Raw genomic sequence first — 24,173 nt, 5'->3', positions numbered from 1 at the left:
GTGTCTGTCGTTGTGGTGACCGACGCGTCGGCGCGCTTGCCTCCCGACTTGCTGGACGAGTGGGCGATTCGCGTTGTCCCGCTGCATATTCTGCTCGACGGCGTCGATCTGCGGGACGGTGTGGATCAGATCCCGGAAGACATCTACCAGCGCCACGCGACCACTGCGGCGGCCACACCCGCCGAACTGGCCGACGCGTATCAGCAAGCGTTGGCCGACAGCGGCGGAGACGGCGTGGTGGCGGTGCACATCTCGTCCGCGCTGTCGGGCACCTGCGGCGCCGCGCAACGGACCGCCGCCGACCTGGACCCCCACGTGCGCGTCGTCGACTCGAAGTCGACCGCGATGGGCACCGGTTTCGTGGCGTTGGCGGCCGCGCGGGTTGCGGCCGCGGGTGGTGACCTTGACGCCGTCGCCGAGGCGGCGAATTCGGCCGCGCGGCAGACCCATGCGTTCATGGTGGTGCATCAACTGGACAACCTGCGCCGCAGCGGGCGGATCGGCGGTGCCAAGGCGTGGCTGGGCACCGCGCTCGCACTCAAGCCGTTACTGCGCATCGACGACGGGAAACTCGTTCTGGCCCAACGGGTGCGCACCATCAGCCACGCGACGGAGGCGATGATCGACCGGGTCTGCGAGGTTGTCGGCGACGGCCCCGCCGCCCTGGCGGTGCACCACGTCGCCAACCCGGACGGCGCCAAGGAGGTGGCCGCGACGCTGGCGCGGCGGTTGCCGGCCTGCGAGCCGGCGATCATCACCCCGTTGGGTCCGGTGCTGGCACTGCACGTCGGCGCGGGAGCCGTCGCCGTCGTCGTCCAGCCGCCGACGCCTTAGGCGGAGGCTGCCGCCACCGACCGCCGAGCGTTGTCGCCCCGTGGATGCACCACCCGCGGCCACCAGAACCAACGGCCCAGCAGCGTCGCGATCGACGGCATCAGCAACGTGCGCACGACGAGCGTGTCGAGCAGCAGACCGATGCACACCGTCGAACCGAACTGCCCCAGCACCCGCAAGTCGCTGCCCAACATGGCCGCCATGGTGAACGCGAACACCAGACCGGCCGCCGTCACCACCCCACCGGTACCCGCCATCGACCGGATGATTCCCGTCTTGAGGCCGGCATGGATCTCTTCTTTGAACCGGGAGACCAGCAACAGGTTGTAGTCGGATCCGACGGCCAGCAGGATGATCACGGACAGCGCCATCACGATCCAGTGGATCCTGATGCCGAACAGGTCCTGCCAAATCAGCACGGACAGGCCGAACGACGCTGCGATCGAGCTGGCCGCGGTGCCGACGATCACCAACGCGGCTACCACGCTGCGGGTAAGCAGCAGCATGATCATGAAGATCAGCGTCAAGGCGGACACCACGGCGATCATCAGATCGTATTTCTCGCCGTCGCCCATGTCCTTGAACGTCGCGGCGGTTCCGCCCAGATAGACCCGGGCGTCGGACAGCGACGACTGCTTGAGACCCTCCTGCGCGGCGGTGCGTTCGGCGTCGACTTGCGCAGTGCCCTCCGGCGACATCGGATCGCCCTGATGCGTGATGAAGAACCGCGCCGATTTACCGTCCGGTGACAAGAACATTCGAAGGCCGGTCTGGAAGTCCGGGTTGTCGAAGGCCTCGGGCGGCAGGTAGAAGAAGTCGTCGTTCTTCGATGCGTCGAAGCTTTGACCCATCACGATCGCGGTGTTGCTCATCGCCTCCATCTGGTCGATCATCGCTTTGAACGTCTGATACAGGGTGAGCGTGATGCCCCTGGTGGTCTTCAGCGTGGTGATCAGCGTGGGAAATAGCGCGGTCAGGTCGCGTGAGGCTTTGGCGGTGTGCTGGATATCGGTTGTCAGGTAATGGAATTGCTCGGCGAGTTGGTCGAACCCGTCGAATGTGTCGAACAGGGACCTCAATCCGATGCAGACGGGAATGTCGTAGCAGTGCCGCTCCCAGTAGAAGATGCTGCGTATCGGCCGGAAGGTGTCGTCGAAATCCGCGATGTGGTTACGCAGGGTGTCGGTGATCTCCGATGTCACCGCGGTGGTCTTCGCGCTGTCGTCGGCGGCGTTGGCCAGGTCTAGCGACACCTCGTATTGGCGTTGCGTGGTGTCGATCTGGGTCTGCAGGTCGTCGGCCATCCGCAGGATGTCGGCGATGCGTTCCTTGAGGAAGGCCATGTTCTGCATCGTCGTCTGACTCTGGACGCTGTTCTGAAACGGTATCGAGCTGTGCTGGATCGGAATGCCCAGCGGCCGGGTGATGTCCTGGACCATGGCGACGCCCAGCGTGCGCATCTCGTTTTTGGCCACCCGGTCCAGCACCAGCATGTCGGCCGGGTTTCGCATGTCGTGGTCGGATTCGATCATCAACAGGTCCGGGTTCATCCGCGCCTCGGAGAAATGCCGGTTCGCGGCCTCTTGTCCTTGATTTGATGGCGCTGACAACGGCAGGTAATGGCGGTCGTTGTAACTCGTGTGGAAGCTCGGCAAGGCGGTCATGCCGACCAGCACGACCGCGGCGCTGACGGCCAAAATCGGTGCCGGCCAACGTACTACGGCGGTACCCACCCGGCGCCACAGCCGGCCTCGCTTGGCCTGCCTCTCGAACAGGTGGAAGCGGCTGCCGACGAAGACCACCGCGGGCCCCAGTGTGACGCCGGCCAGCACCACGACGATCATGCCGATCGCCACGGGCGGCCCCATGGTGCTGAACCAGGGTAGCCGCGAGAAACTGAGGCAATAGGTCGCGCCCGCGATCGTCAGGCCCGACCCCAAGATGACCGGTGCGACACCCTTGAACGTGGTGTAGTACGCGGTTTCTCGGTCCTCACCTGCGGCCAACGCCTCCTGATAACGGCCGATCAGGAAGATGCCGTAGTCCGTCCCCGCGGCGATCGCCAACATGGTGAGGATATTGGCGGCGAAGGTGGTGAGCCCGAATGCGTCGTGGTACGCCAGAACCGCGACGACCCCCCGCGAACACGCCAGCGCGACAAAGGTCATGAACAGCTGGACCAGCGTGGTGACGATGGACCGGTAGACCAGCAGCAACATGATCGCGATGGCGCCCAACGTGAACAGCGTGATCTTGGCCAGGCTGGCGTTGCCGATGATGTGCGTGTCGTCGGACAGCGCGGCGGGGCCGGTGACGTAGGCCTTCACGCCGTGCGGCGCCTTGTTCTCCTCGATCACCTTGCGGACGGAATCCACGGATTCGTTCGCCTGCGTCGTGCCTTGATTTCCGGCAACGTAGATCTGCACATAGGCGGCCTTGGCATCAGCGCTCTGCGCGCCCGCCGCCGTCAGCCGGTCACCCCAGAAGTCCTGGATGTGCCGGATGTGCTTGGGGTCCTGGCGGAGTTGCCGAATCAGCTTGTCGTAGTACTGGTGCGCGTCGGGGCCGAGCGGTTGCTGGCCCTCCAACACCACCATCACCGTGCCGTTGGAGTCGAATTCGCGGAAGTTGTGTCCGATCCGCATCATCGCCTTCATCGACGGCGCGTCCAGCGGCGTCATCGGCGCCGAGTGGGCCTCGCCCACTTTCTCCAGTGTCGGAACGATGACATTCACCAGGACCGTCACGAACAACCAGACCAAGATGATCGGCACCGCAAAGATGCGGATCGCGTGCGGCAGGTACGGGCGGTGGCCCCGCTCGGCCTTGGACAGGCCCTTGGCGTTGATCGGACCGGTGTCGGCCGCGCTCAGGTCACGTTGGGTCTCGTTGCTCGTGTTGCTCATGCAGACTTCACCAGGCAGAAGGTCTGCGCGTTGTGGCCGTCGGAACTCCGCTGTTCGCGCACGACACCGTCCACGGTGATCTTGCAGCTGATCTCACCGCTGTCGCTTTGCGCCATGATGTTGGCGCTGACCGACGGCAAGGTCGTCGAGACGGTGGTCGACCACGGCAGCGGCGCCGCGTTCACCTGATGGGTGTTGGCGTTCTCGTCCCAATAGTTGATGTTGGCGGTGGCCCCGGGTGGCCCGGTGATGTCGTAGACGACGACCTTCGGGTTGAACTGCACGATTTCGATCCCCTTGCCGGCGTTCGCGTTGAGGTCCTGAGAGCCGAAAATCTTGTGGAGCCGCGACACGATCAATGCCGAGAAGGACAGGACGACCACCAAAACCAGCGGTATCCACACCCGCTTGAGCACACCGGTCACGGTGCCAGTACGTGGACCCGAGTCTGAACCAGCCACCACCTGACCGCCTTCCGCTTGCCCGCCGTCCGGGCATTGCCGCAAAGCTCACCTAGTTCGTCGATGACACCGCTGTCTTCCGACTATTTGCCTCAGCTAAGCACTCTAAACCTTAGTGCACGCAAGCGTTCCTCCGGGGCCCGTCGATGTGGCGCACGGCTGATGGTGCGGCCTAGCGTGCGACGCGGCCGGTGATGGGGGGCAGATCGGCCAGCGTGACGATCCCGGGCTCGGCGGCGACCACGGCCGGGACCGCATTGGTGACCGGCATGGCCGTGTAGATCATTCCCAATCCCATGAACCCGGGCTCGGCCCAGTCTTTGGGCGGCAGGCAGTGCAGGACGGTGCGCATGTTGGGCAGCCCGAATACCTGGATGACGTGGCCGTGCTCCAACGGTTTGGGCGGCACCACGTGACTGCCCATGGTCCAGTTGAACCCCACGCTGACCACGTTGCGGTCGCCCTCCCAGCCGCGGTGGTAGCCGTAGACGCCGCCCACGGTTCCCGCGGGAATCGTCATGAAGCCCAGATCGGAATCCCCGGTGGCGGCGGTGAAGGTGACGTCGAACGTCATCCGGTCCAGCTTCGCCCCGATCGCGTCGGCCATCATGGCGGCCGATTCGGCGAAGACCTCGCTTTCGCGGCGCACGCTTTCGGCCAGCCCAGGAGTATCGGGATCCTGCGAGAAGCCCATCGCGGTTTGGGTTTGCGCAGACTCATACGTCGAGCAGTTCACCGACTCGGTGATGCGGATTTCGTCGACGCGTTCGCAGGCGCCGGACAGCACCATGCCCACCGTGTTGGTCATGCCCGGGTGCGCGCCGCTGCCGAAAATCGTCGAACCGCCTCGCTTGCAGGCGTCGGCGATGCGTTCGCGGTCCCCGGGCGTCTGCTTGCCGCCGGTGATCCACGCCGCGCTGGAGCAGACGTTGACGCCGGATTCCAGCAACCGCACCAGTTCGTCGACGCTTGGCCACAACGGGTTATAGCAACAAGCGTCGGCGCCCAGGGCGAGCAGCGCGTCGATGTCACTGGTCGCCCGCACGCCCGTCGGTTCCGGCCACCCCGCCAGTTCGGCGGCATCCACGCCCACCTTGTCCGCCCCGTGTGCGTACACCCCGACCAGCTCCATGTCCGGCCTGCCGATGATGGCGTGCAGCGAACGTCGCCCGATGTTGCCGGTGGTCCATTGGATGACGCGGATGGGACGTTCGGTGCTGGCGGTGCTCATGCTGGCTCCTTTGCCGCTGCGGTTGAACTCAATTATTAGTCAGCGGCTACGCGCCGCCTGGGAAAGGTCAAAGCCCTGCCACACCGAGCGCGAGGACCCCACAGCCGACCGCGGCCAGTAGGGCGGCCACGTCAAGGCGACGACGCGATCGAATCCAGTTGTGTAGCGCCGCCACCGAAGTTGCGGTTGTTCTGGGCGCCAGTAGATAAGCCAGCAGCGGGAGCTCCACGAGCGCGAAGGCCACGACGTTGAACAGCAAGAGCACGGCTACTTGCGTCAGGACTGCGGTGCCGGAGGTCAAGATGATGGCCAGCGCCGCGAGATAATCGACCGACGGCAACGCGATCCCGAGACCGGCGATTCCGGCGATGGACAACGAATGTCCGTTCAGCAAGCGTCGAGCAGGCGTCGCCATTCTCGTCGTGTGCGCGCCCAGCCGCCCGGGGACGTCGGCGGCCACGACTACCGCGACCAACAGCGTGAGGAACCCGATCAGAATCTGAACCTTGGGCAACGGGAAGTGGGCAGAGCCCAGCAATGTGCGTCGAAAGACGAACAAGACAACCAGACCCACCGTCATTCCCATTGCGTAACCGCCAGCCAAAAACGCGAGCAGTTGCAGCACGGGTCTGGGCCTGTTCAGCATGAGTACCGTCATGCCGATCCGAAAAGGCTCGAGGCTGACGGCGACCGCCATCAACAGGACAGTGACGAGCATTGCCATTCTGCGGCGGCCCCGACCGGGCTTAGGCGTCCAAGCGGGCGAATCGGTGCTGGCTGTACTGCTCGACACAGGCGGCGCGCCGGATCTTGCCACTTGTAGTGGTGGGAATCGAGCCGGGCGGGACCAGAACGAGGTCCCCGACATTCACGCCGTGCGCATTGGAGATGGCGGAAGTGACGTCGGCTCTGACGGAGGCGAACCAACGCATCGCCTCCTCGTCGGCATCGCCGGGCTTCTTGACCTCGATGACGGTGACAAGTTTCTCGGTACTGTTCACCGGAACCGATATCGCCGCGACCCGGCCACCCGTGATCTCCTGGACCGTCGCCTCGATGTCTTCCGGGTAGTGGTTACGCCCACGGATGATGAGCAGATCCTTGATGCGCCCGACAATGAACAGCTCACCGGAATAGATGAAACCGAGGTCGCCGGTTCTCAGCCAGGGTCCGTCGGGAGTACCGGAGGACGGGTCGACGAGCGTTGCGCCGAAGCAGCTCTGCTCCTCCGGCGGTTTATTCCAGTAGCCCTCGGCCACGTTGGCGCCATGCACCCAGATCTCGCCGACCGACCCCGGCGGGCACTCGCGGTTCGTGTCGCCGTCGACGATTCGCAGTGTGGGCGATTGCGGCACGTCGTACTTCACCAGCGCGGCGCCCGTCCCCGCACAACGCCGCGCCTGACCCGCGGCCAGCTCGTCGAGGTCGAAATGAACCGTCGACGAGTCACCCCAGGTGCCATTCGCCACGAAGACGGTTGCCTCGGCCAAGCCATAGGAAGGACGCAGCATGTCGTCCCGAAAATTGAAGTGAGCAAATCGGTCGACGAAGCGATTCAAAGTGGCCGGCTCCACGCGTTCGGCGCCGCTGATGATGCCCAGCACGCCCGACAGGTCGAGCCCGGCCAGGTCGCTGTCACTGGTCTTGCGAGCCGCCAAGTCAAAGGCGAAGTTGGGCGCCGCCGACCAAGACGACGGATTCTCAGCCAGGGCGCGCATCCATCTGGCCGGCCTTTCCAGGAATGCAACCGGACTCATCAGCTCGCCGCGATAGCCGCCCAGGATTGGCGCGCACACCCCCAGCACCAAACCCATGTCGTGGTAAAAGGGCAACCACGACACAATCGTCATGTTCGTTGGAGCCTTGGCATGCGGTTGCCCGAAGAAGCCGCGCATCAACTGCTCGAAATTCACCTGAAGATTACGGTGCGAGACCGTCACGCCGGTAGGTGTGCGTGTCGAGCCCGAGCTGTACTGCAAGTACGCGAGGCTGGGCAAATCAGCTGTCGGGACGCTACTTCCGCCATCCACGTCCAGATTCATCGAATTGATTTCGATAATCTTGGGCACGTCTTCCATGCGCGTTTGATCGACGTATTCGGCCACATCTTCCGCGACTTCGGACGTCGTCAGGATGACCGAGGGCGACGTATCGGCAAGGACCGCCGTTACCCGCTCATGACTCGAACCCCGATGCGGCAGGGGCAGCGGAACCGCGATGAGCCCGGCCTGCATGGATCCCAGGAAGGCCGTGATGTAGTCGAGGCCCTGCGGGGCCAGGATTACCGCCCGGTCTCCGACCGAACCGCGCGGGCCGAGTTCTTGGGCCACATTGAGAGTTCGGCGGGCCACTTGCGACCAGGTGAGGCTCTCCGGAACGCCCGCCCGGTCGTCCTCGTAACGGGTGAATGTGTACGCCACGTCGTCGGGCCGCATGCTGGCACGTCCGTGCAACATGGAGAGAATCGTTGGCTGAGACATAGGCGCGTGGTCAGCCTGCGCCGTGGGACAACACGGACGTGGCGCCGCTGAGGATTTGCGAGAACGGGTCGGCGCCCCCGCCGAAGGTCGCCTGGTTGGCCGGCGCGGTAACTTCCGCTGGGTCGAAGCCGTGCACCGGGTCCACCTGGACCGGAGCGGTCGCTGGGTCGTCGTTTCGCGAGTAACCCGCGTTCACTCGGGGAATCAGGATTGCGTCCAGCTTGTTCAGCGTGTCCTCCGGTATCCCGATGTATTTCAGCGGCATGACCAGCGGAAGGTGCTGTTCGGGGACCATGATCGTGGTGTCTTTGGCGCCGCGAGAGTTGATCGTCGTCCTTATGTTCTGGGGGGGCACCATGCTCGGGTTGGTGAAGGCCACCGCGGTGTGACCCGTGGCGAGGCCCAGCAGCGTATTGGCAAGAGCGAACATGTTGTCCGGCCGGTCGGGGAAGTCCGCGATCGAGTCGTACGCGGCCACGAACCGGTTTGTGTCGTACTGGCTCTCATACGGCGGTGGCATGACGTAGTCGAGCGCGGGAACGACGCTGCCGACTCCGAACATGGCGGTCAGGAAGCTCTGACCGAAGGCGTGACGCCCGATCGGGTCGCCGAACGTCGCGAAGTTCAGTTTATCCGGCGGGGGAGCTGCCGGGTCGTTGGCCAGTCGGGCCTGCTCGCCGTCGACCACGAACCCGCCCTCGGACAAGCCGATCGCCGTGCCGGGGCGACCGGTTTTGATCGCCGCATCCAGGTTGTCCACTCCAGCGTCGACCGACTCGCCGACGCTGGGGCCGTCGAGCCCCAGGCCGGGGAACAGGTCATCGCCGACTTTGCCGATGCCCGGGAAGAGCCGCTCCAGCACGTGGCCCTGAACCTGGCCTGCGGGGTAGCGGACGATCTCCCGCTTCTGACCGGGGAACCATTGAGCACCCTCCTGGCGAATGTATTCGTCGTAAGGGATGCCAAGAACGTGAGCGCCGCCGAGGGCGAAGGCGGTTTGGTCCCCCGGCGCGTCGGGAGTCGGTGGACCTCCGATTGGCGTGTCGTCGGCCGTCGCGGTGATGACGCCGAAACATCCTGTGGCGCCGACGGTTACCAGCACCGTGACTCCTGCGAGTAGTTTCTTCATCCCTACTCCTGACCGCTTGAATCGTCTCGTAGTCTCACACACCTCATGTGCGCGCGCTAATTGGGTTGCGGCTCGGCGCGCCGCACCGGCGGCCGTCGTAGCCTCACTCGTGACGGCCACCAGTTCGCCGATCCCACCAGCGCAGCGATGGCGGGAACGGTGATGGTGCGTACCAGAAAGGTGTCCAGCAAAATCCCGGCACCGATCACGAAGCCGCCCTGCACCACGGTGCTGATGCTGGAAAACAACAGGCCGCACATGGAGGCGGCGAAGATAAGACCTGCCGCGGTGATCACACCGCCGGTGGAACCCAAAGTGCGAACGATGCCGTAACGCATGCTGTTTGGCGATTCATCACGCATCCGCGAAACAAGCAGCATGTTGTAGTCGGCTCCCACCGCGACCAATACCACGAACGCCAGCGGGGGCACACTCCAATGCAACTGCTGGCCGAGGAGGTACTGAAACACCAGCACGCCGATGCCCACCGCTGACAAGTACGAGATAACCACCGAAGCGACCAGATACAGCGGGGCGACGATCGCGCGTAGCAGCGCGATCAACGTGAGCAGCACCACGAGCAGGGTTGCCGCGATGATGAACCGGATGTCGTGTTGGTAGTAGTCGCGGGTGTCCTTGAGACCCACGGTGTATCCGGCCATCGATACGGTGGCGTCCGACAACGCGGTATTCGGTTGTGCTCCCCGAGCCGCCGCGGTGATCGCGTTGACCTGATCCATGGCCTCGGTGCTGAACGGATTGAGTTTCGTCTGAACCAAATACCGCACCGAGTGCCCGTCCGGCGAAATGAAGGCCTTGGCCGCCTTCTGGAACTCCTCCAAACCCAGCAGCTGCGGCGGGATGTTGAAGCCGGCCATTGCCGGTTGCGCCGCGTCCCGTTTCAGCGATAACAGGAACGCCGCTGACTCACTGAGTCCCGCACCGAGCTGTTTGACTTGGTCGACGAGTTGCGCCACCGCGTCGGCCACTTGGCGGCTTCCACCGGCGAGGCGGTTTGCGCCATCTTGCATGCTGTTCAAATTCGCTTGCAGGCCACCGGGTTTGTCCATCCCCATCGAGTGCATCACCTTGGTGAGCTTTCCCAATGCGGCCCGCACGCGGTCCGTCGACGCTTTGAGCGCCTTTTTGTCCTGGTAATCCTGCAGCTGATGGGCCAGATCGTTGATGGCGTCGAGGTCTGCCTGATCGCGCGAACCCACCAGCTGCTCAAATGTCCCGCGGGTGGTGCTGCACGATGGATCGGCGTCGCAGACCGGGTTACCCTGCAGCGCTGCCAGCACCGGGCCTATCCAGGCGAACACATTCTTGGCCGCCGAGAAATTCCAGCCCATGGCGTTGCTGAGTGAGTTGACGTGATCGACGAGCTGGGCCGCGATGTCGACCTGTTTGACCAGCGCATCGCCGGTGTACTGGCTCTTGGCCGATGAGAAGGCGCTTTGCAATTCCTCCAAGCTGGCCGCGAGCTGGCTGACCTGGCCGCGGACATCGCCGAGGCTGTTGGCCAGCGAGCCGGTCCCGGCGACCAGCCGGTTGAGGTCACCGGTGTGGTCGTTGATCTGGGTGGACCCGTCGGCCAGCAGGGCGCCGATCGCGCCCGCCTGATAAGTGGCCCTGAATTGTTCTGGCACATTGCCGGTGGGACGCGTAATGCCGCTGACCGCGGCGATATTCGGCAGTTGGCTGACTCGGTCCGCCATCTGTTCCAAGTCCGCAAGGGCCTTCGGCGTCCGGAGGTCATGCGGTGATTGGACGAGGATGTATTCGGGGATGGACTGATTCACCGGGAAATGACGATCCAGCGCGGCATACCCGATGGAACTCGGGGCCGACGAGCGCAGGGCCTTGCGGTCGTCGTAGTTGTAGCGCACCAGGCCAGCGCAGCTGGCCAGGATGACCAACACGAGCACACTGGCGAGCAGATTGACCTTGGGCCGGCGCACGATGCGTATGCCCGAACGCCGCCAGAACCGGGCGGTGAGTTCACGTCGTGGCTTGACCCAGCCGCGTGGCCCCGCGAGCACCAGAATTGCCGGCAGCAACGTCACCGCGGCCAGGAATGCCACGCCGATCCCGATCGCCGACGACGCTCCGACGGTTTTGAACACCCCCATTCGGGCAAAGCTGATGAGGAGAAACGTGATTCCGACGGTGGCGGCGGATGCGCCGATCACTTTTCCGATCGAGATCAATGCGCCCTTGACCGCCTGGTCGGAATCCGCGCCTGACCGCAAATAGTCGTGATAACGGCTGATGAGAAACACCGCGTAGTCCGTTCCGGCGCCGGCCATGATGGCGCTCAGAAACACGATGGACTGGTTGGAGACGCCCGAGCCCATCAGTTGGGAGTATCCCGCTACCACCGCCTGCGCGATCACCAGCGATGTCCCGATCGTCAGCAGTGGCAGCAGCATGGTGACCGCGCTGCGGTAGATCACCAACAGCACGATGAGCACCAGAACGGCGATCGCCAGCTCGATCGGAAGCCGGTCCCGATCGCCCGCGACGGTGAGGTCGGCGACGGTTGCCGCCGGGCCGGTGACGTTTGCCGTCAGGGACGTTCCCGCGACCGTGCGCGTGACGATGTCGCCGATCCGATTGAAAGCGGCGTACGACTGTGGGGTGCCCAGCTCGCCGGCAACGCCGACCGGCAGCACCCAAGCCTTGCGATCCTTACTGGTCACGACCGAGCGCAGGGGCGGCGTGCTGAGGAAATCCTGCACCATCACAACGTCGTGCGTGTCCTGGTGCAGCGCGTCCACCAGCTTGCGGTATGTGGCCTCGTCTGGGGGGGCAAGCCCCTTGTCGTCGGCCAGGACCACCAACAGAAGGTCTTCTGTACCCGATTCGTGAAACGCCTGGGTCATCTTGCGGGCGGTGGCGTTCGACGGTGCATCGCTGGGCAAGATAGCGAGCGGGTGCTTCTGGGCCATCTCGCCCAGGGATGGCAACGTCAGTGGAAGCGCGGCCGCAATCACGACCCAGAGCCCGACCACCACCCAGGGCCACCGCACCACGAAATCAGCCAACCGTCGCATATCGCCCTCGCTCCCGGTCGGCGCAGTCGTGTGCGCCCGCCGGCGACGCTCGCCGGCGCTGTGTCAAGCCGCGCGGATTCGTCATGTGTTCGACCGGAATTCGCGCTCCCAGAACGGCCCTAGCCATCGAGTGGCTCCACGCTACGCGACGCGCCCCCAGTGGCCGCTACCGGCGACCCGCCCGCATACCGACTTCATCGCCGCCAGGTAACGGGAAACCGATTTCTGGGCGACCGGGTTGTCGGGATGCATGATCGCCATTGCGGTGCCCTCACCGTACCGAAATGTATAGATGGTCAGTTGGTATGAATAGCGGCCGTCGGGATAGATGCCGATATTGTCCGCCAGGCCCAAGTCGGCCGCGGCGAGAATGGCGTTGAGTGGAGCGGCGCCGCCGTGGAAGAAGTTCGAGACCGGAAAGTTCGGCTGTGGCCAGCTCAACCACGGGGCTAATTCCAATACGCGGTAATACGGCACCCTCGCCATGTCCAGACTCGAATCGAAAGATGTCTGCGCCGCCCACGCGGCATCGCCGAACGAGGCCGCAGCAATGGGCACGGTGATCGGAATCAGGCCGGTAAACCATCCCTGGGTCATGAAATTGTCGGCGCCCGTCCGGGAGTCCCTGGGCGTGAGCCCGTGATACGTGAGCGCGCCCGTGAACTCGTGCTCGAGCAGGGCGAAGCATGCGAACAAGCCGCCGACGAAGCGTGCGCCTGCCGCCGTGCAGGCTGATTCGAACCGCTCCGTCTGTGCCGGGTCCATCAGGAGTTCAGAGGTCATGGCACTGCTGCTTGACTCCAACGGGTTACCCAGTGGGAGGGGGAATTCAGGGAAACCGCCATTGTTGTTTTCGGCGAAGTCAATCCAGGCGCGCACCTCGGGCGAATCCAGGGTCAAGCTTGACGTGTACTCGCGTTCGCGGGTGCAGAAGTCATCGAAGCTGCCGGCATCGGGAAGAACGAGGGCCTGACCGCCTCCGCTCAACGCCGTATACATTCCGTTGGCCTCCATCATCGTGGTGCCGATCAACGTCGCATCCCCGTGGACATGGTCCATGGCGGCAAAGAAGGTGAAATGGTCCTCGCTCTGGATGATCCCGAAGGTGAAGCAGCCCCACTCCAGTGGATTCGGTATGGCGACGACATGAGCGTGTATTTCCTCGACGGTCATCGGGCCGAAATTGACCGGCGCGAATTCGATATCAGCAGGATCGGCAGTGGTATGCCTGACGAATTCGCCGTTACCGGCATGCTCGAACCAACTGCGGAACGTGTCATGCCGGCGCAGGTAGGTGTTGACGGCGTGGTCCATGGCAGAGACATCGCACTTCCCGGGTACTTCACAGGTAGCGATGATCTGCCGGGAAAAGTTCAGCCCCGCGGCCGCCCGTTCACAGTAGTTACGAAGATGTTGGCCCTGCATGTAGCTGACCGGGACGGAGCTGACCGGCGCTTGTCGGACCTTTTCGCTGGCGGCCGCCGTCGGGTGCCATGAGGTGACCGAGCCCGGGGTCAACGTCCAATCATCGAGTGCGCCGATCGTAATCTTCCCGATGCGCAAAACGACGTCCTCCTCGGTTTGAACGGCTCAGTCCGACCACGTCGGCGACACCCAAGATAACCCTCGCGGCGATTGCCGTCGCAGGCATGCGCGGATCACCGCCTACACTCTCTGACGGATCCGGTGGGCCGTTGTTCGATCGAACGGCCGGGGAGGGACGCAGGCCGGCAGCCGCACGGGCTGTCGCTGCGCGGTGCGGGCGCTGCAACTGTAGTGCTGGTCTTTGGAGATGATCTTCGAGCGCGCAGCCGGCCACCCCGAGGGGCCCATCATGGCCGGCCAAGGAGGACAAGCGCATGGCATCTGTCGAAGGTCTGAATGAGCCGTCATCAGGTTTTGCGGTCGTCGGCTACGCGGCGCGTTTTCCGGGCGCCGCGGATGCGGACGAGTTCTGGGACGTGTTGCGGCACGGCCGGGACGCGATATCGGAGGTGCCGCAGGACCGGTGGGATGTGGACGAGTTCTTCGACCCGCAACCAGGGGCGCCGGGCAAGGTCGTGACCCGTCGTGCGGGTTTCGTCGACGACGTAACGGGTTTCGACGCGCCGTTTTTCGGTATGTCGGCGCGCGAGGTCAGGTTGATGGACCCCCAGCACCGGATCTTGCTGGAGATGGCGTGGCGCGCGGTGGAGCATGCGGGTATCGCACCCACGGCTCTGGCTAACACCAATACCGGTGTCTATGTCGGCTTGGCCACGCACGACTACCTCGGAATGGCATCCGACGAGCTGACTTACCCCGAGATCGAGGCCTACATGGCCATCGGGACGTCGAATGCCGCAGCCGCGGGCCGGATCAGCTACCGGTTGGGGCTGCAGGGCCCCGCGGTCGCCGTGGACACGGCGTGCAGCTCTTCGCTGGTGGCAATCCATCAGGCGTGTCAAGCGCTTCTGCTGGGCGAATGCGACCTCGCGCTGGCGGGCGGTGCGAACGTGCTGCTCACCCCGGCGACCATGATCACCTTCTCCAGCGCGCAGATGCTCGCGCCGGACGGCCGGTGCAAGACGTTCGACGCGGCCGCGGACGGCTATGTGCGCGGCGAGGGATGTGGCGTCATCGTGATCAAGCGTCTCGAGGACGCCATTCGCGACGGTGACCGGATTCGGGCCGTGATCCGCGGCAGCGCGATCAATCAGGACGGCGCATCGGGTGGGTTGACGGTGCCCAATGGCGTTGCCCAGCAAAGGGTCATCGCCGAGGCGCTGAAGCGCGCCGACCTCGAACCACGCGACGTCGGGTACCTGGAAGCGCACGGCACCGGTACGTCGTTGGGCGATCCCATTGAGGCGCAGGCCGCGGGTGCGGTGCTCGGCGCCGGACGCGACCCCGGACAGCCGCTGCTGATGGGTTCGGTGAAGACCAACATCGGGCACCTGGAAGCCGCCGCGGGCATCGCCGGCGTGATCAAAGTCATCCTCTCGCTCGAGAACGAGTTGCTGCCGCAGCACCTGCACTTTCAGAACCCGTCTCCCCACATTCCGTGGGACCGGCTTGCGGTGGAGGTCGTCAAGGACGCCACCGCCTGGGAACGCAACGGGCGGCCGCGCATTGCTGGAGTCAGCTCGTTCGGGTTTGCCGGGACGAACGCGCACGTCATCCTCGAGGAAGCGCCCGAGCAAGCGGTCCCCTCGGCTCCGGTCGAGCGACCCGGGAACCCACGGTTCAGCATCCTTCCGCTGTCGGCGCGAACGCCGGCCGCGCTGGTGCGGCTCGCCGATCAATATCGCAGCTGGTTGAGCGCCCACCCGGAGGCGACCCTGGCGGACGTGTGCTTCACCGCCGGGGCGGGGCGAGCGCACCTGGAACAGCGCGCCGCGTTGGTGGTCAATTCCAGGGAATCCGCCATCGAGCTACTCGGCGCGCTCGCGGACGACCGCCCGGCGCCCGGTCTGTTTCGCGGGGAATCTCGTGACGCGCCGAAGACGGCGTGGCTGTTCACCGGTCAAGGCAGCCAGTATCCCGGGATGGCCCGGGAGTTGTTCGACACCGAGCCGGTGTTCGCGCAGACGCTGAATCGTTGTGCTGCTGCGGTCGCCGATATTGTCGAAAAGCCGTTGCTGGACGTCATTTTCGATGTGGACGGCCCCGAGGGCGAAGCGACCCTGCAACAGACCACCTACGCCCAGCCCGCGTTGTTCGCGGTCGAGATGGGCCTGGCCCGACTCTGGCAGTCTTGGGGTTTCGAGCCAGACGTGGTGCTGGGTCACAGCGTCGGCCAATACTCGGCGGCCTGCGTCGCGGGCGTGTTCGGTCTCGAAGACGGCGCGCTGCTGATCGCCGAACGCGGGCGCCTCTTCGGCAGCCTGCCTGCCGGCGGCCGGATGGTCGCGATCTTCACCGCCGCCGATCGGGTCGAGCACCTGACCGACGAGTTTCCGAGCCTGTCCGTCGCCGCCTACAACGGCGCCAACACCGTATTGTCCGGACCCGCCGCGGATCTGGAGCGGGCGGTGGCCCAACTGGCGGGCGCCGGTGTCCGGTGTGACTGGCTGGACACCAGCCACGCGTTCCACTCGGCGCTGCTGGATCCGATCCTCGACGAATTCGAATCGTATGCGGGGCGGTTCGACTTCAAGGCGCCACAACGGATTTTGATCGACAATCGCTCCGGTGCCGCGCTCGGCCGGAGCGTGAAGCTCGATGGCGCCTATTGGCGCCGCCACGCGCGGCAACCGGTGGAATTCGCCAAGAGCGTGCGCACCCTGGCCGAACTGGGTTGCAAGGTATTGCTTGAGCTCGGCCCGCGCCCGGTGCTTACCGCCGCGGCCCTTGCCGCATGGCCTGACCCGGCCACCGCGCCGCGAGCAATCGCGTCTCTGCGCCGAAACACCGCCGACCACCGGCAGATCACCGAAGCGGTTGCCGACGCGTACATTTCGGGTCACCTGCCCGACTTCGACGCCTTGCGGCAACCGCACGCGCAAAAGCTCGACTTGCCCACCTACCCGTTCGAGCGCCGTCAATACTGGTTCCGCGACAATCGGGCGAACAACGGGAACGACACCCCGGATCGCGCCGGGCAACAACAGCATCGTGGCGAGCGCACCCGGACCGTCCGCCTTCTCGAGGACGGCCGAATCGAGGAGCTCGCGACTCTGCTCGACGGTGCGGGTGGCGATCATCAGACCTTGAATGTGCTGACCAAGCTTGCGGCGCAACACAACCAACAGCGCACGACCCGGTCTATCGCGGACGACCGATACGAGATCCGCTGGGACAAATCAGCTGCTGCAGTCTCCCGCGCAGAAGGGGCCGAGGGATCGAGCTGGATCGTCGTCGGGGATGACGCCGACGCGGTTCAGCCGTTGGTCGACATGCTGGTTTCACACAACCACCAGCACCGGATCGTGGGACTGCCGATGTCCGACGCAGACGAGGATCGGCTCGCAGACGCGTTCCGCGCTGCCGCACCTGAGGGTTCGACGCTTCGCATCGTGCATGTCGCGGCCCTGGAGGCCGCGACCACACCATCGATGCGCTCACTGCTGCGGATGCAGCACCGGATCCTCCGGGGAACCCGGCGGCTCTTTCGCGCCGCGGTCTTAGCTGAACTCCGGAGTCCTATCTGGGTCGTGACCCGCTGCGCACAGCGCGTCGTCGCCTCGGACACCGTGGCACCGCAGCAGAGCTGCCTGTGGGGATTCGGTCGTGCCGCGGCGCTGGAATTTCCGCACTTGTGGGGCGGCCTTGCCGATCTGGGCGCAGGTACCGCCGAGGAATGGTCTCAGCTCGTCAACCGGATCGCGACGCCCCCCGGCTCGGCGATCAGGGAAGACCAGCTCGCGCTGCGTGGTCAGGCGGTCTACGTTCCCCGGTTGGTTCGGCGCGCGGACCCGCCGGAAGGCACGACGCTCCAACTGCGCGACGACGCAACGTATTTAGTAACCGGTGGGCTGGGTGCGATCGGGCTGGAGATCGCCGGGTACCTGGCCGCCCACGGCGCGAGGAATCTGGTGCTGACCAGCCGGAGAGCGGCAAGCGCTGCTGCGCAACAGCGCATCGATGCCCTGCGAGAACAGCACGGCTGCCAAGTCCGCGTCGTCGCTGCCGATGTCGCCGATGCGCACGACGTCGCACGCCTGCTCGCAGGTGTGCAGGCGGAGCTGCCACCGTTGGCCGGCATCGTCCACGCTGCGGGCGAGATCGGTACCACCCCGCTGAGTCACCAGCAGGACGCAGAGGTCGATCGTGTATTCGCCGGCAAGGTCTGGGGTGCTTGGCATTTGAGCGAAGCGGCGGCTGACCTGACGCTCGACTTCTTCATCAGCACGTCCTCGATCGCCTCGGTGTGGGGCGGATTCGGCCAGACCGCCTACGGCGCGGCAAACGCCTTCCTCGACGGGCTGGCCTGGCGCCTGCGCGAGCAGGGCGTTCCCGGCTTCAGCGTCAATTTCGGTCCGTGGTCGGCGGGCATGGCCGACGCGCAATCTCGTGCGCGGCTGGATCAGCGCGGGGTCCGCACGTTGTCACCCGCCGATGCGCTCGCGGGTCTGGCCGACGTCCTCTCGCCCGTTGCGTCGCCTGGCCCCGTACAGGGAGTCGTGGCACGCATCGACTGGGCGCGCTTCTTGCCGCTCTACCAGCAGGCTGGTAGGCGGGCGTTGCTGGCGGAGTTGGAACGTGAGGTGCCTTCTCCTGAGCAAGCTTTGGCGCCGGCCGGGAAGACCCCGTTGGTCGAGCGGCTCACCGCCGCCCCGGTGCAGCAGCGCAAGAAACTTCTCACCGACTACCTGCGTGACGCGGTAGCGGAGGTGACGCGCGTCGACGCCGCGGAGATCCGCGAGGACGCGGGGTTCTTCGACCTCGGCATGGATTCGCTGATGGCTGTCGAATTGCGGCGCCGCATCGAACAAGGGGTGGGCAAGGAGATCCCGGCCACCCTGGCGATGGATCACCCGCGGCTGTCCGACGTGGCCGACTACCTGCTCGGGGACGTGCTTGAGCTCAGCGACCAGGCCAAGCCGACCCCACGACCGGCGTCATCGGTGGCGACGCGCACGGATGAACCCATCGCCGTCGTTGCGGTGTCGTGCCGTTTCCCGGGGGCACCCGACCCGGAAGCCTTCTGGGCGTTGCTGTTCGACGGGGTCGACGCAATCCGGGAGGTGCCGGAGGACCGATTCGACATCGACGAGTTCTACGACCCGGATCCGGAGACGCCGGGCAAGACCTACACACGGTTCGGCGGATTCCTCGACGAAATCGACGGATTCGATCCCGAATTCTTCGGCATCTCGCCGCGCGAGGCCGTCTGGATCGAGCCGCAGCAGCGGCTGATGCTCGAAACCGTATGGGAGGGTCTCGAAAGGGCCGGGTACGCGCCGGCGTCGTTGCGCGGCAGCCGAACCGGCATCTTCGCCGGCGTGGCCGCCAACGAGTACGCGCATCTGCTGTCGTCGGAGTCGATCGACAAGATCGAGCCCTACTTCATCACCGGCAATGCACTCAATGCCATCTCCGGTCGGGTTGCCTTCGCGCTGGGGCTCGAGGGCCCCGCCATGGCAGTCGACACCGCATGCAGCTCGGCGTTGGTGGCGGTCCATCAGGCCGTCCAGGCCTTGCGCTCCGGTGACTGCGACATGGCGTTGGCGGGCGGGGTGAACGTTCTGCTTTCACCGGTGACGGTCATCGCCGCCTCGCGCGCGCGGATGCTTTCCCCCGTCGGGCGATGCAAGACGTTCGACGCCTCCGCCGACGGTTACGTGCGCAGTGAAGGCTGCGGGATTCTCGTCCTCAAGCGGTTGAGCGACGCCGAGCGCGACGGTGACCGGATCTGCGCGGTCATTTCTGGCAGCGCGGTGAACCAAGACGGGGCCTCCAGTGGTTTGACGGTGCCCAACGGCGGTGCGCAGCAGCGGCTCATCGGGGCGGCACTGGCTCGCGCCGGTTGGGCCGGCGGTGACGTCGACTACCTCGAGGCGCATGGGACGGGCACGCCGCTGGGTGATCCGATCGAGGTGCAGGCGGCCGCGGCCGCCTACGGTGTCGGGCGTGATGCCGACCGGCCACTGCTGATGGGGTCGGTGAAAACGAACATCGGGCACACCGAGTCGGCTTCGGGTGCAGCGGGTTTGATCAAGGTCGTGTTGTCGTTGCAACACGGGGTCCTGCCGCAGAGCCTGCACTTCGAGCAGCCGTCCCCGCACATACCGTGGGATTCACTGCCCGTGCGGGTCGTGGATGAGGCCCTGCCGTGGCAGACCAACGGCAGGCCGCGGCGCGCCGGCGTGAGCTCCTTCGGATTCACCGGTACCAACGCGCACGTGCTGGTTGAGGAGGCTCCGACACGAGCTGCACCCGCCGGCGAAGGCCTCGACGACGACGTCGTGGCGAAGTCCGCGGAAGCTCAGCACGAACAGGTAAGGGTGCTGGCACTGTCCGCGCGGTCACCGGAAGCACTGGCGGCACTGGCGCTGCGTTACCAGAACTGGCTCAGCGACCACCCGGATGCGGACCTCTCCGAGGTGTGCCTTACCGCGGGAACGGGTCGTTCACACTTCGAACATCGCGCGGCGCTGGTCGTGGATTCTGTCGAGGGTGCGCGCGACGGCCTGGCCGAATTGGCCGAGAACCGGCTGCGGCCCGGTGTCGTTCGTGGCGAGCACGCACACCACCCGACGACGGCGTGGTTGTTCGCCGGCCAGGGCAGCCAGTATCCGGGGATGGCGCGTGAGTTGTTCCACGCCGAGCCCGTTTTCGCCGAAACCGTGACACGTTGTGCGGACGCGGTCAGCGACTTACTGCCGCATCCGTTGCTTCAAGTGCTGTTCGCCACCGATCGGGAAACCGGCGGCGAAGCCGGAGCGAGACTGAGGCACACGTCGTTTGCGCAGCCGGCGCTTTTCGCGGTCGAGATGGGTCTGGCCCGGCTGTGGCAGTCCTGGGGGATCGAGCCCGATGTGGTGCTGGGGCACAGCGTGGGTCAATACGCGGCCGCTTGTGTGGCAGGCGTGTTCGGTCTCGAGGACGGCGCCCGGCTGATGGCCGAGCGCGGCCGGATGTTCGGCAGCCTGCCCGACGGTGGGCAGATGGTAGCGGTGTTCGCCGATGCCAAACGCGTCGAGGACGTGGCCGGCGAATTCCCGCGCCTGTCGGTCGCCGCCTACAACGGGCCCAACACCGTGCTTTCGGGTCCGGGCGAAGATCTGGAATCGATCGTCGCCAAGTTCGGTGCGGAGGGGATCCGTTGCACCAAGCTGCAGACGAGTCACGCCTTCCACTCAGAACTGCTGGACCCGGTGCTCGATGAATTCGAGTCGTATGCAGCGCAATTGCCGGCCGCCGCCCCGACGATGCCGCTGGTCTGCAACCGGACCGGCGCCGTGCTCACCGCCCAGACGCCGCTCGACGCTCAATACTGGCGGCGGCATTCCCGCCAGCCGGTCCAGTTCGCCGAGAGCGTGCGCACGGTGGCGGCACTGGGCTGCTCGGTGTTGATGGAGATCGGACCGCAGCCCGTGCTGACCGCGGCCGCGGTGCAGGTCTGGCCGGAGCATTTGGCCGCGCCGCGGGCAATCGTCTCACTACGGAAAGGCGTCGGCGACCGGCGCCAGATCGCCGATGCCTTGGCCGCTGCGTACGTCGGCGGCCACCTCCCCAATTTCACTGCGGTGCATGGTCGGCCGCATCGCAGACTGGAATTGCCCACCTATCCGTTCCAGCGCCGCCGGTTCTGGCCCAAGACGTCCAGCATCTCGGTCGACGGTCCGGCGGTATCCGGAATCCTCGGAAATGTGAAAGACCTCGCCTCCGGCGATTCGGTCTACACCAGCAGGTTGTCCGTCAAGTCGCAGCCGTGGCTGTCCGACCACGTGATCTATGGCACCGTCGTTGTACCCGGAGCGACATATGCAGCGATGGCGCTGGCCGCAGTCGGCGTGCCGGCGCGAGTGAAGGACGTCTTCTTCTACGAGCCGATCATCCTGCCGGAGAAGAGTTCTCGCGAGGTGCAGCTGACCCTGCGTCCGCGGCAGGACGGTGGTGAATCCAAGTTCCAGGTGCATAGCCGCCCGTACGGTGAACGCGGTGTTGAGTGGTCCTTGAACGCTGAAGGCACCGTCGTGAGCGGCGCGGGCGACAACACCGACGAACCCGTTTCCGATGCGGCGGTCCCACTCGAAGAAGCGATCGAACGATCGAACCGCATGCGCCCGCAGGAGTTGTTCGAGACCTTCGCCGACTTGGAGTTGGCATGGGGGCCAACCTGGTCGGGTTCTCTGAAGTCACTGTGGCTCGGTGAGCGCGAGGCCATCGGCGACATCGTCATCGGTGAAGAACTCGCCGAACACCTTGGGGCCGAGCCGATGCACCCAGTGCTGATGGACCTGTGCACCGGAGTCGCCTTCCCGGCGTTCCCGGCACTTCTCGCAGCCGAACAAGGCGTCAACGATCTGTTCCTGCCATTGCGGTACGGGCAGGTGACGCTGCGGGAGAAGATGCCTCGACGGTTCTACTGCCGCGCACGGTGGCACGAGAGCGCGCTCGACAGCGAAACGCAGGTCTTCGACCTCGATTACGTCGATCGAGATGGCCGTCACTTGGGCGGGATTCGCGAGTTCACGGTCAAACGTGCACCGCGCGAGGCGCTTCTTCGTGGCCTCGGCGGCGATGCCACCCGGCTGCTCTACACCCTTGGTTGGCACGAGGTTGCACCGCCTGAGCCGACGGAAGACACCGAGAACGGCACCTGGTTGATCGCCGGATTCGACGAACTGGCAGCCAAGGTGCCCGGCTGCATTCCGTTCGACCGCACCACCGATCCGGAGCCCTTAGGGCAGCTACTCACTCAGGCGCACGAGCGTGGAGTGCCCGTCTCCGGCGTCGTCTGGCGCAGCAGGGGGCGCAATGGCGAAGAGTCGGGTGTTGACGCCGCCGCGCGCATCGAGACTGAAATCGCCAACCTGCTGAGCGCCGTGCACGCTTCGCAGGGCGGCGACGTGAAACTGCCCAACGGCCTGTGGATCGTCACCGAACGGGCGGTCGCGACCGAGTCCGGCGAACCGGTCGACCCGGTGCAGGCCGCGCTGTGGGGCTTCGGGCGGACCACGATCAACGAGGAACCGGCGCTGCGCTGCAAGCTGGTCGATTGCGACGGATCACCGGAGGCGGTTGTGGTGCTGGCCGGCCTGTTGGCCGGCCCGCCCGACGAACCGGAACTCGCGCTGCGGCAAGGAAAACTGCTGGCCTCCCGGCTCTTGCCGTGGGCGCGCAGCGGTCATCTGGCGGTGCCGCGTTCCACCGACTACGTCCTTGCGCCCACCGAACGCGGTGCGATCGACAACCTTCGGCTGACCGAGACGAACGTCCCACCGCCGGACGAGGGCTACGTGCAGGTCCGGGTGGAGGCGGCGGGCCTCAATTTCCGCGATGTGCTCAATGTGCTGGGCCTCTACCCGGGCGACCCCGGGCCGATCGGCGGGGACTTCGCCGGCGTCGTCACGCAGTCGGGTGGCGGCGTCAGCGGACTCGAGGTGGGCCAACGTGTCTACGGGTTCATGCAGGGCGCGTTCTCCAGCCGGTTCAACGTGCCGGCCCAGTTGTTGGCGCCGATTCCGGACGGAGTGAGTGCGGTCGACGCCGCCACGATCCCCGCCGCGGCGCTGACGGTCCGACTCGCGTTCGACTGGGCAGATCTGAAGCCCGGTGACCGAGTGCTCATCCACGCCGCCAGCGGTGGCGTGGGGCTGGCCGCCATCCAGCTTGCTCAGCAGCACGGTGCCGTCGTCTTCGCCACCGCCAGCACCTACAAGCGAGCGGCGCTACGCAAACTGGGTGTGAAGTACGTCTACGACTCACGCACAACCGATTTCGCTGACCAGATCCTCGCGGACACCGACGGCGCAGGTGTCGACGTGGTGCTCAACAGTTTGACCAACGAGGGCTTCATCGAAGCGACCGTACGGGCAACCGCCCGTAATGGCCGCTTCGCGGAGATCGCCAAGCGCGACATTTGGACTCCCGAACAGATGGCGGAAGCCCGTCCCGACATCGCGTATGAGATCGTCGCGCTGGACACGGTGACCTTCCAAGAGCCCGAGCGGATCCGATTTAGCAGCTGCGCCACCTCGGACTCGTCGCCGACATCGGCGGTGAAGACGTGGACGCGGCACCTGTAGCGCTCGGCGACCTCGTCAATCAGCCGTTGCGCGTCCGCATCGGGCACGCGCCGGCTGGTCAACACGAGGTCACCGGCGCCGCGCTGGGCCAGGAACGACGCCGTGTGCAGGCCGATGGCACCGAGCCCACCGGTGATCAGATAGCTTCGATCAACCCGCGGCTGAAGCGGATTCGGCATCTGCAGCACGATCTTGCCGATGTGCCGGGCTTGCTGCATGCGGCGAAACGCCGTCCTAGCCTCGGTCACCGGGTAGATCTCGGCGGGCAGTGGCGTCCAGTCGCCCTTGGCCAACCCGTCGGACACCTCGGTCAGCAACCCGCGGATCCGCTCGGGCTCTTGGAAGGTCACCGTGTCCAGCGCGACGATCTCATACGCGATGTCGGGACGGGCTTCCGC

The 24,173-nt window shown here is 65.5% G+C and carries 9 protein-coding genes and 2 pseudogenes; 2 read left to right on the top strand and 9 right to left on the bottom strand.

What is annotated here, in order from left to right; genetic code table 11:
• On the top strand, nucleotides 1-834 hold the full coding sequence (locus tag A5695_RS07460) for a DegV family protein (protein ID WP_068079564.1): 834 nt from the start codon (nucleotides 1-3) through the stop codon (nucleotides 832-834).
• Here A5695_RS07460 and A5695_RS07455 read toward each other — a convergent pair.
• The 8 genes from A5695_RS07455 to A5695_RS07420 form a co-directional block, all read right to left on the bottom strand.
• Nucleotides 831-3,740, bottom strand: a complete 2,910-nt coding sequence (locus tag A5695_RS07455; RefSeq protein WP_068079562.1) for an RND family transporter — start codon at nucleotides 3,738-3,740, stop codon at nucleotides 831-833. The genes A5695_RS07460 and A5695_RS07455 overlap by 4 nt on opposite strands.
• Entirely contained in the window at nucleotides 3,737-4,165 is a 429-nt protein-coding gene (locus A5695_RS07450) for an MmpS family transport accessory protein (protein ID WP_156749509.1), read from the bottom strand. Before A5695_RS07450 ends, A5695_RS07455 begins: the two co-directional genes overlap by 4 nt.
• 208 nt (nucleotides 4,166-4,373) lie before the next feature.
• Complete coding sequence (locus A5695_RS07445; RefSeq protein WP_068079561.1) at nucleotides 4,374-5,432, bottom strand: dihydrodipicolinate reductase; 1,059 nt, start codon at nucleotides 5,430-5,432, stop codon at nucleotides 4,374-4,376.
• A gap of 67 nt (nucleotides 5,433-5,499) precedes the next feature.
• Nucleotides 5,500-6,150: a GAP family protein gene (locus A5695_RS07440; RefSeq protein ID WP_068079559.1), complete on the bottom strand. Its 651-nt coding sequence runs from the start codon at nucleotides 6,148-6,150 to the stop codon at nucleotides 5,500-5,502.
• Nucleotides 6,151-6,178: 28 nt separating this feature from the next.
• Nucleotides 6,179-7,912 (bottom strand): AMP-binding protein, encoded by a 1,734-nt coding sequence (locus tag A5695_RS07435; RefSeq protein WP_082945893.1) that lies wholly within the window; start codon nucleotides 7,910-7,912, stop codon nucleotides 6,179-6,181.
• A 10-nt stretch (nucleotides 7,913-7,922) separates the two neighbouring features.
• Nucleotides 7,923-9,041 carry an acyltransferase PE gene (gene pe, locus A5695_RS07430; protein ID WP_068079555.1) on the bottom strand — a complete coding sequence of 373 codons (1,119 nt, stop codon included), beginning with the start codon at nucleotides 9,039-9,041 and terminating at the stop codon, nucleotides 7,923-7,925.
• Between the two features lie 56 nt (nucleotides 9,042-9,097).
• Nucleotides 9,098-12,097: an RND family transporter gene (locus A5695_RS07425; RefSeq protein ID WP_197515387.1), complete on the bottom strand. Its 3,000-nt coding sequence runs from the start codon at nucleotides 12,095-12,097 to the stop codon at nucleotides 9,098-9,100.
• 141 nt (nucleotides 12,098-12,238) lie between these two features.
• Complete coding sequence (locus A5695_RS07420; protein ID WP_068079553.1) at nucleotides 12,239-13,660, bottom strand: condensation domain-containing protein; 1,422 nt, start codon at nucleotides 13,658-13,660, stop codon at nucleotides 12,239-12,241.
• A gap of 296 nt (nucleotides 13,661-13,956) precedes the next feature.
• Between A5695_RS07420 and A5695_RS07415 the strand changes: the two are divergent.
• Nucleotides 13,957-23,706: pseudogene (locus tag A5695_RS07415) on the top strand (type I polyketide synthase); the annotation flags it as partial.
• A 32-nt stretch (nucleotides 23,707-23,738) separates the two neighbouring features.
• Here A5695_RS07415 and A5695_RS30185 read toward each other — a convergent pair.
• Nucleotides 23,739-24,080, bottom strand: a pseudogene (locus A5695_RS30185) (KR domain-containing protein); the annotation flags it as partial.
• Between the last annotated feature and the right edge of the window lie 93 nt (nucleotides 24,081-24,173).

Origin of the sequence: Mycobacterium sp. E1747 (assembly GCF_001667775.1) — a bacterium.
Taxonomy (GTDB): Bacteria; Actinomycetota; Actinomycetes; order Mycobacteriales; family Mycobacteriaceae; genus Mycobacterium.
Note: the sequence above shows the minus strand (reverse complement) of the source record. Positions and strands in the feature narration are given on the sequence as shown.

What these genes read in the sequence shown, in the direction of transcription:
- A5695_RS07455 (WP_068079562.1), bottom strand. Translation starts at nt 3,740, where the DNA reads ATGAGCAACACGAGCAACGAGACCCAACGTGACCTGAGCGCGGCCGAC.
- A5695_RS07445 (WP_068079561.1), bottom strand. Translation starts at nt 5,432, where the DNA reads ATGAGCACCGCCAGCACCGAACGTCCCATCCGCGTCATCCAATGGACC.
- A5695_RS07440 (WP_068079559.1), bottom strand. Translation starts at nt 6,150, where the DNA reads ATGCTCGTCACTGTCCTGTTGATGGCGGTCGCCGTCAGCCTCGAGCCT.
- A5695_RS07435 (WP_082945893.1), bottom strand. Translation starts at nt 7,912, where the DNA reads ATGTCTCAGCCAACGATTCTCTCCATGTTGCACGGACGTGCCAGCATG.
- pe (WP_068079555.1), bottom strand. Translation starts at nt 9,041, where the DNA reads ATGAAGAAACTACTCGCAGGAGTCACGGTGCTGGTAACCGTCGGCGCC.
- A5695_RS07425 (WP_197515387.1), bottom strand. Translation starts at nt 12,097, where the DNA reads ATGCGACGGTTGGCTGATTTCGTGGTGCGGTGGCCCTGGGTGGTGGTC.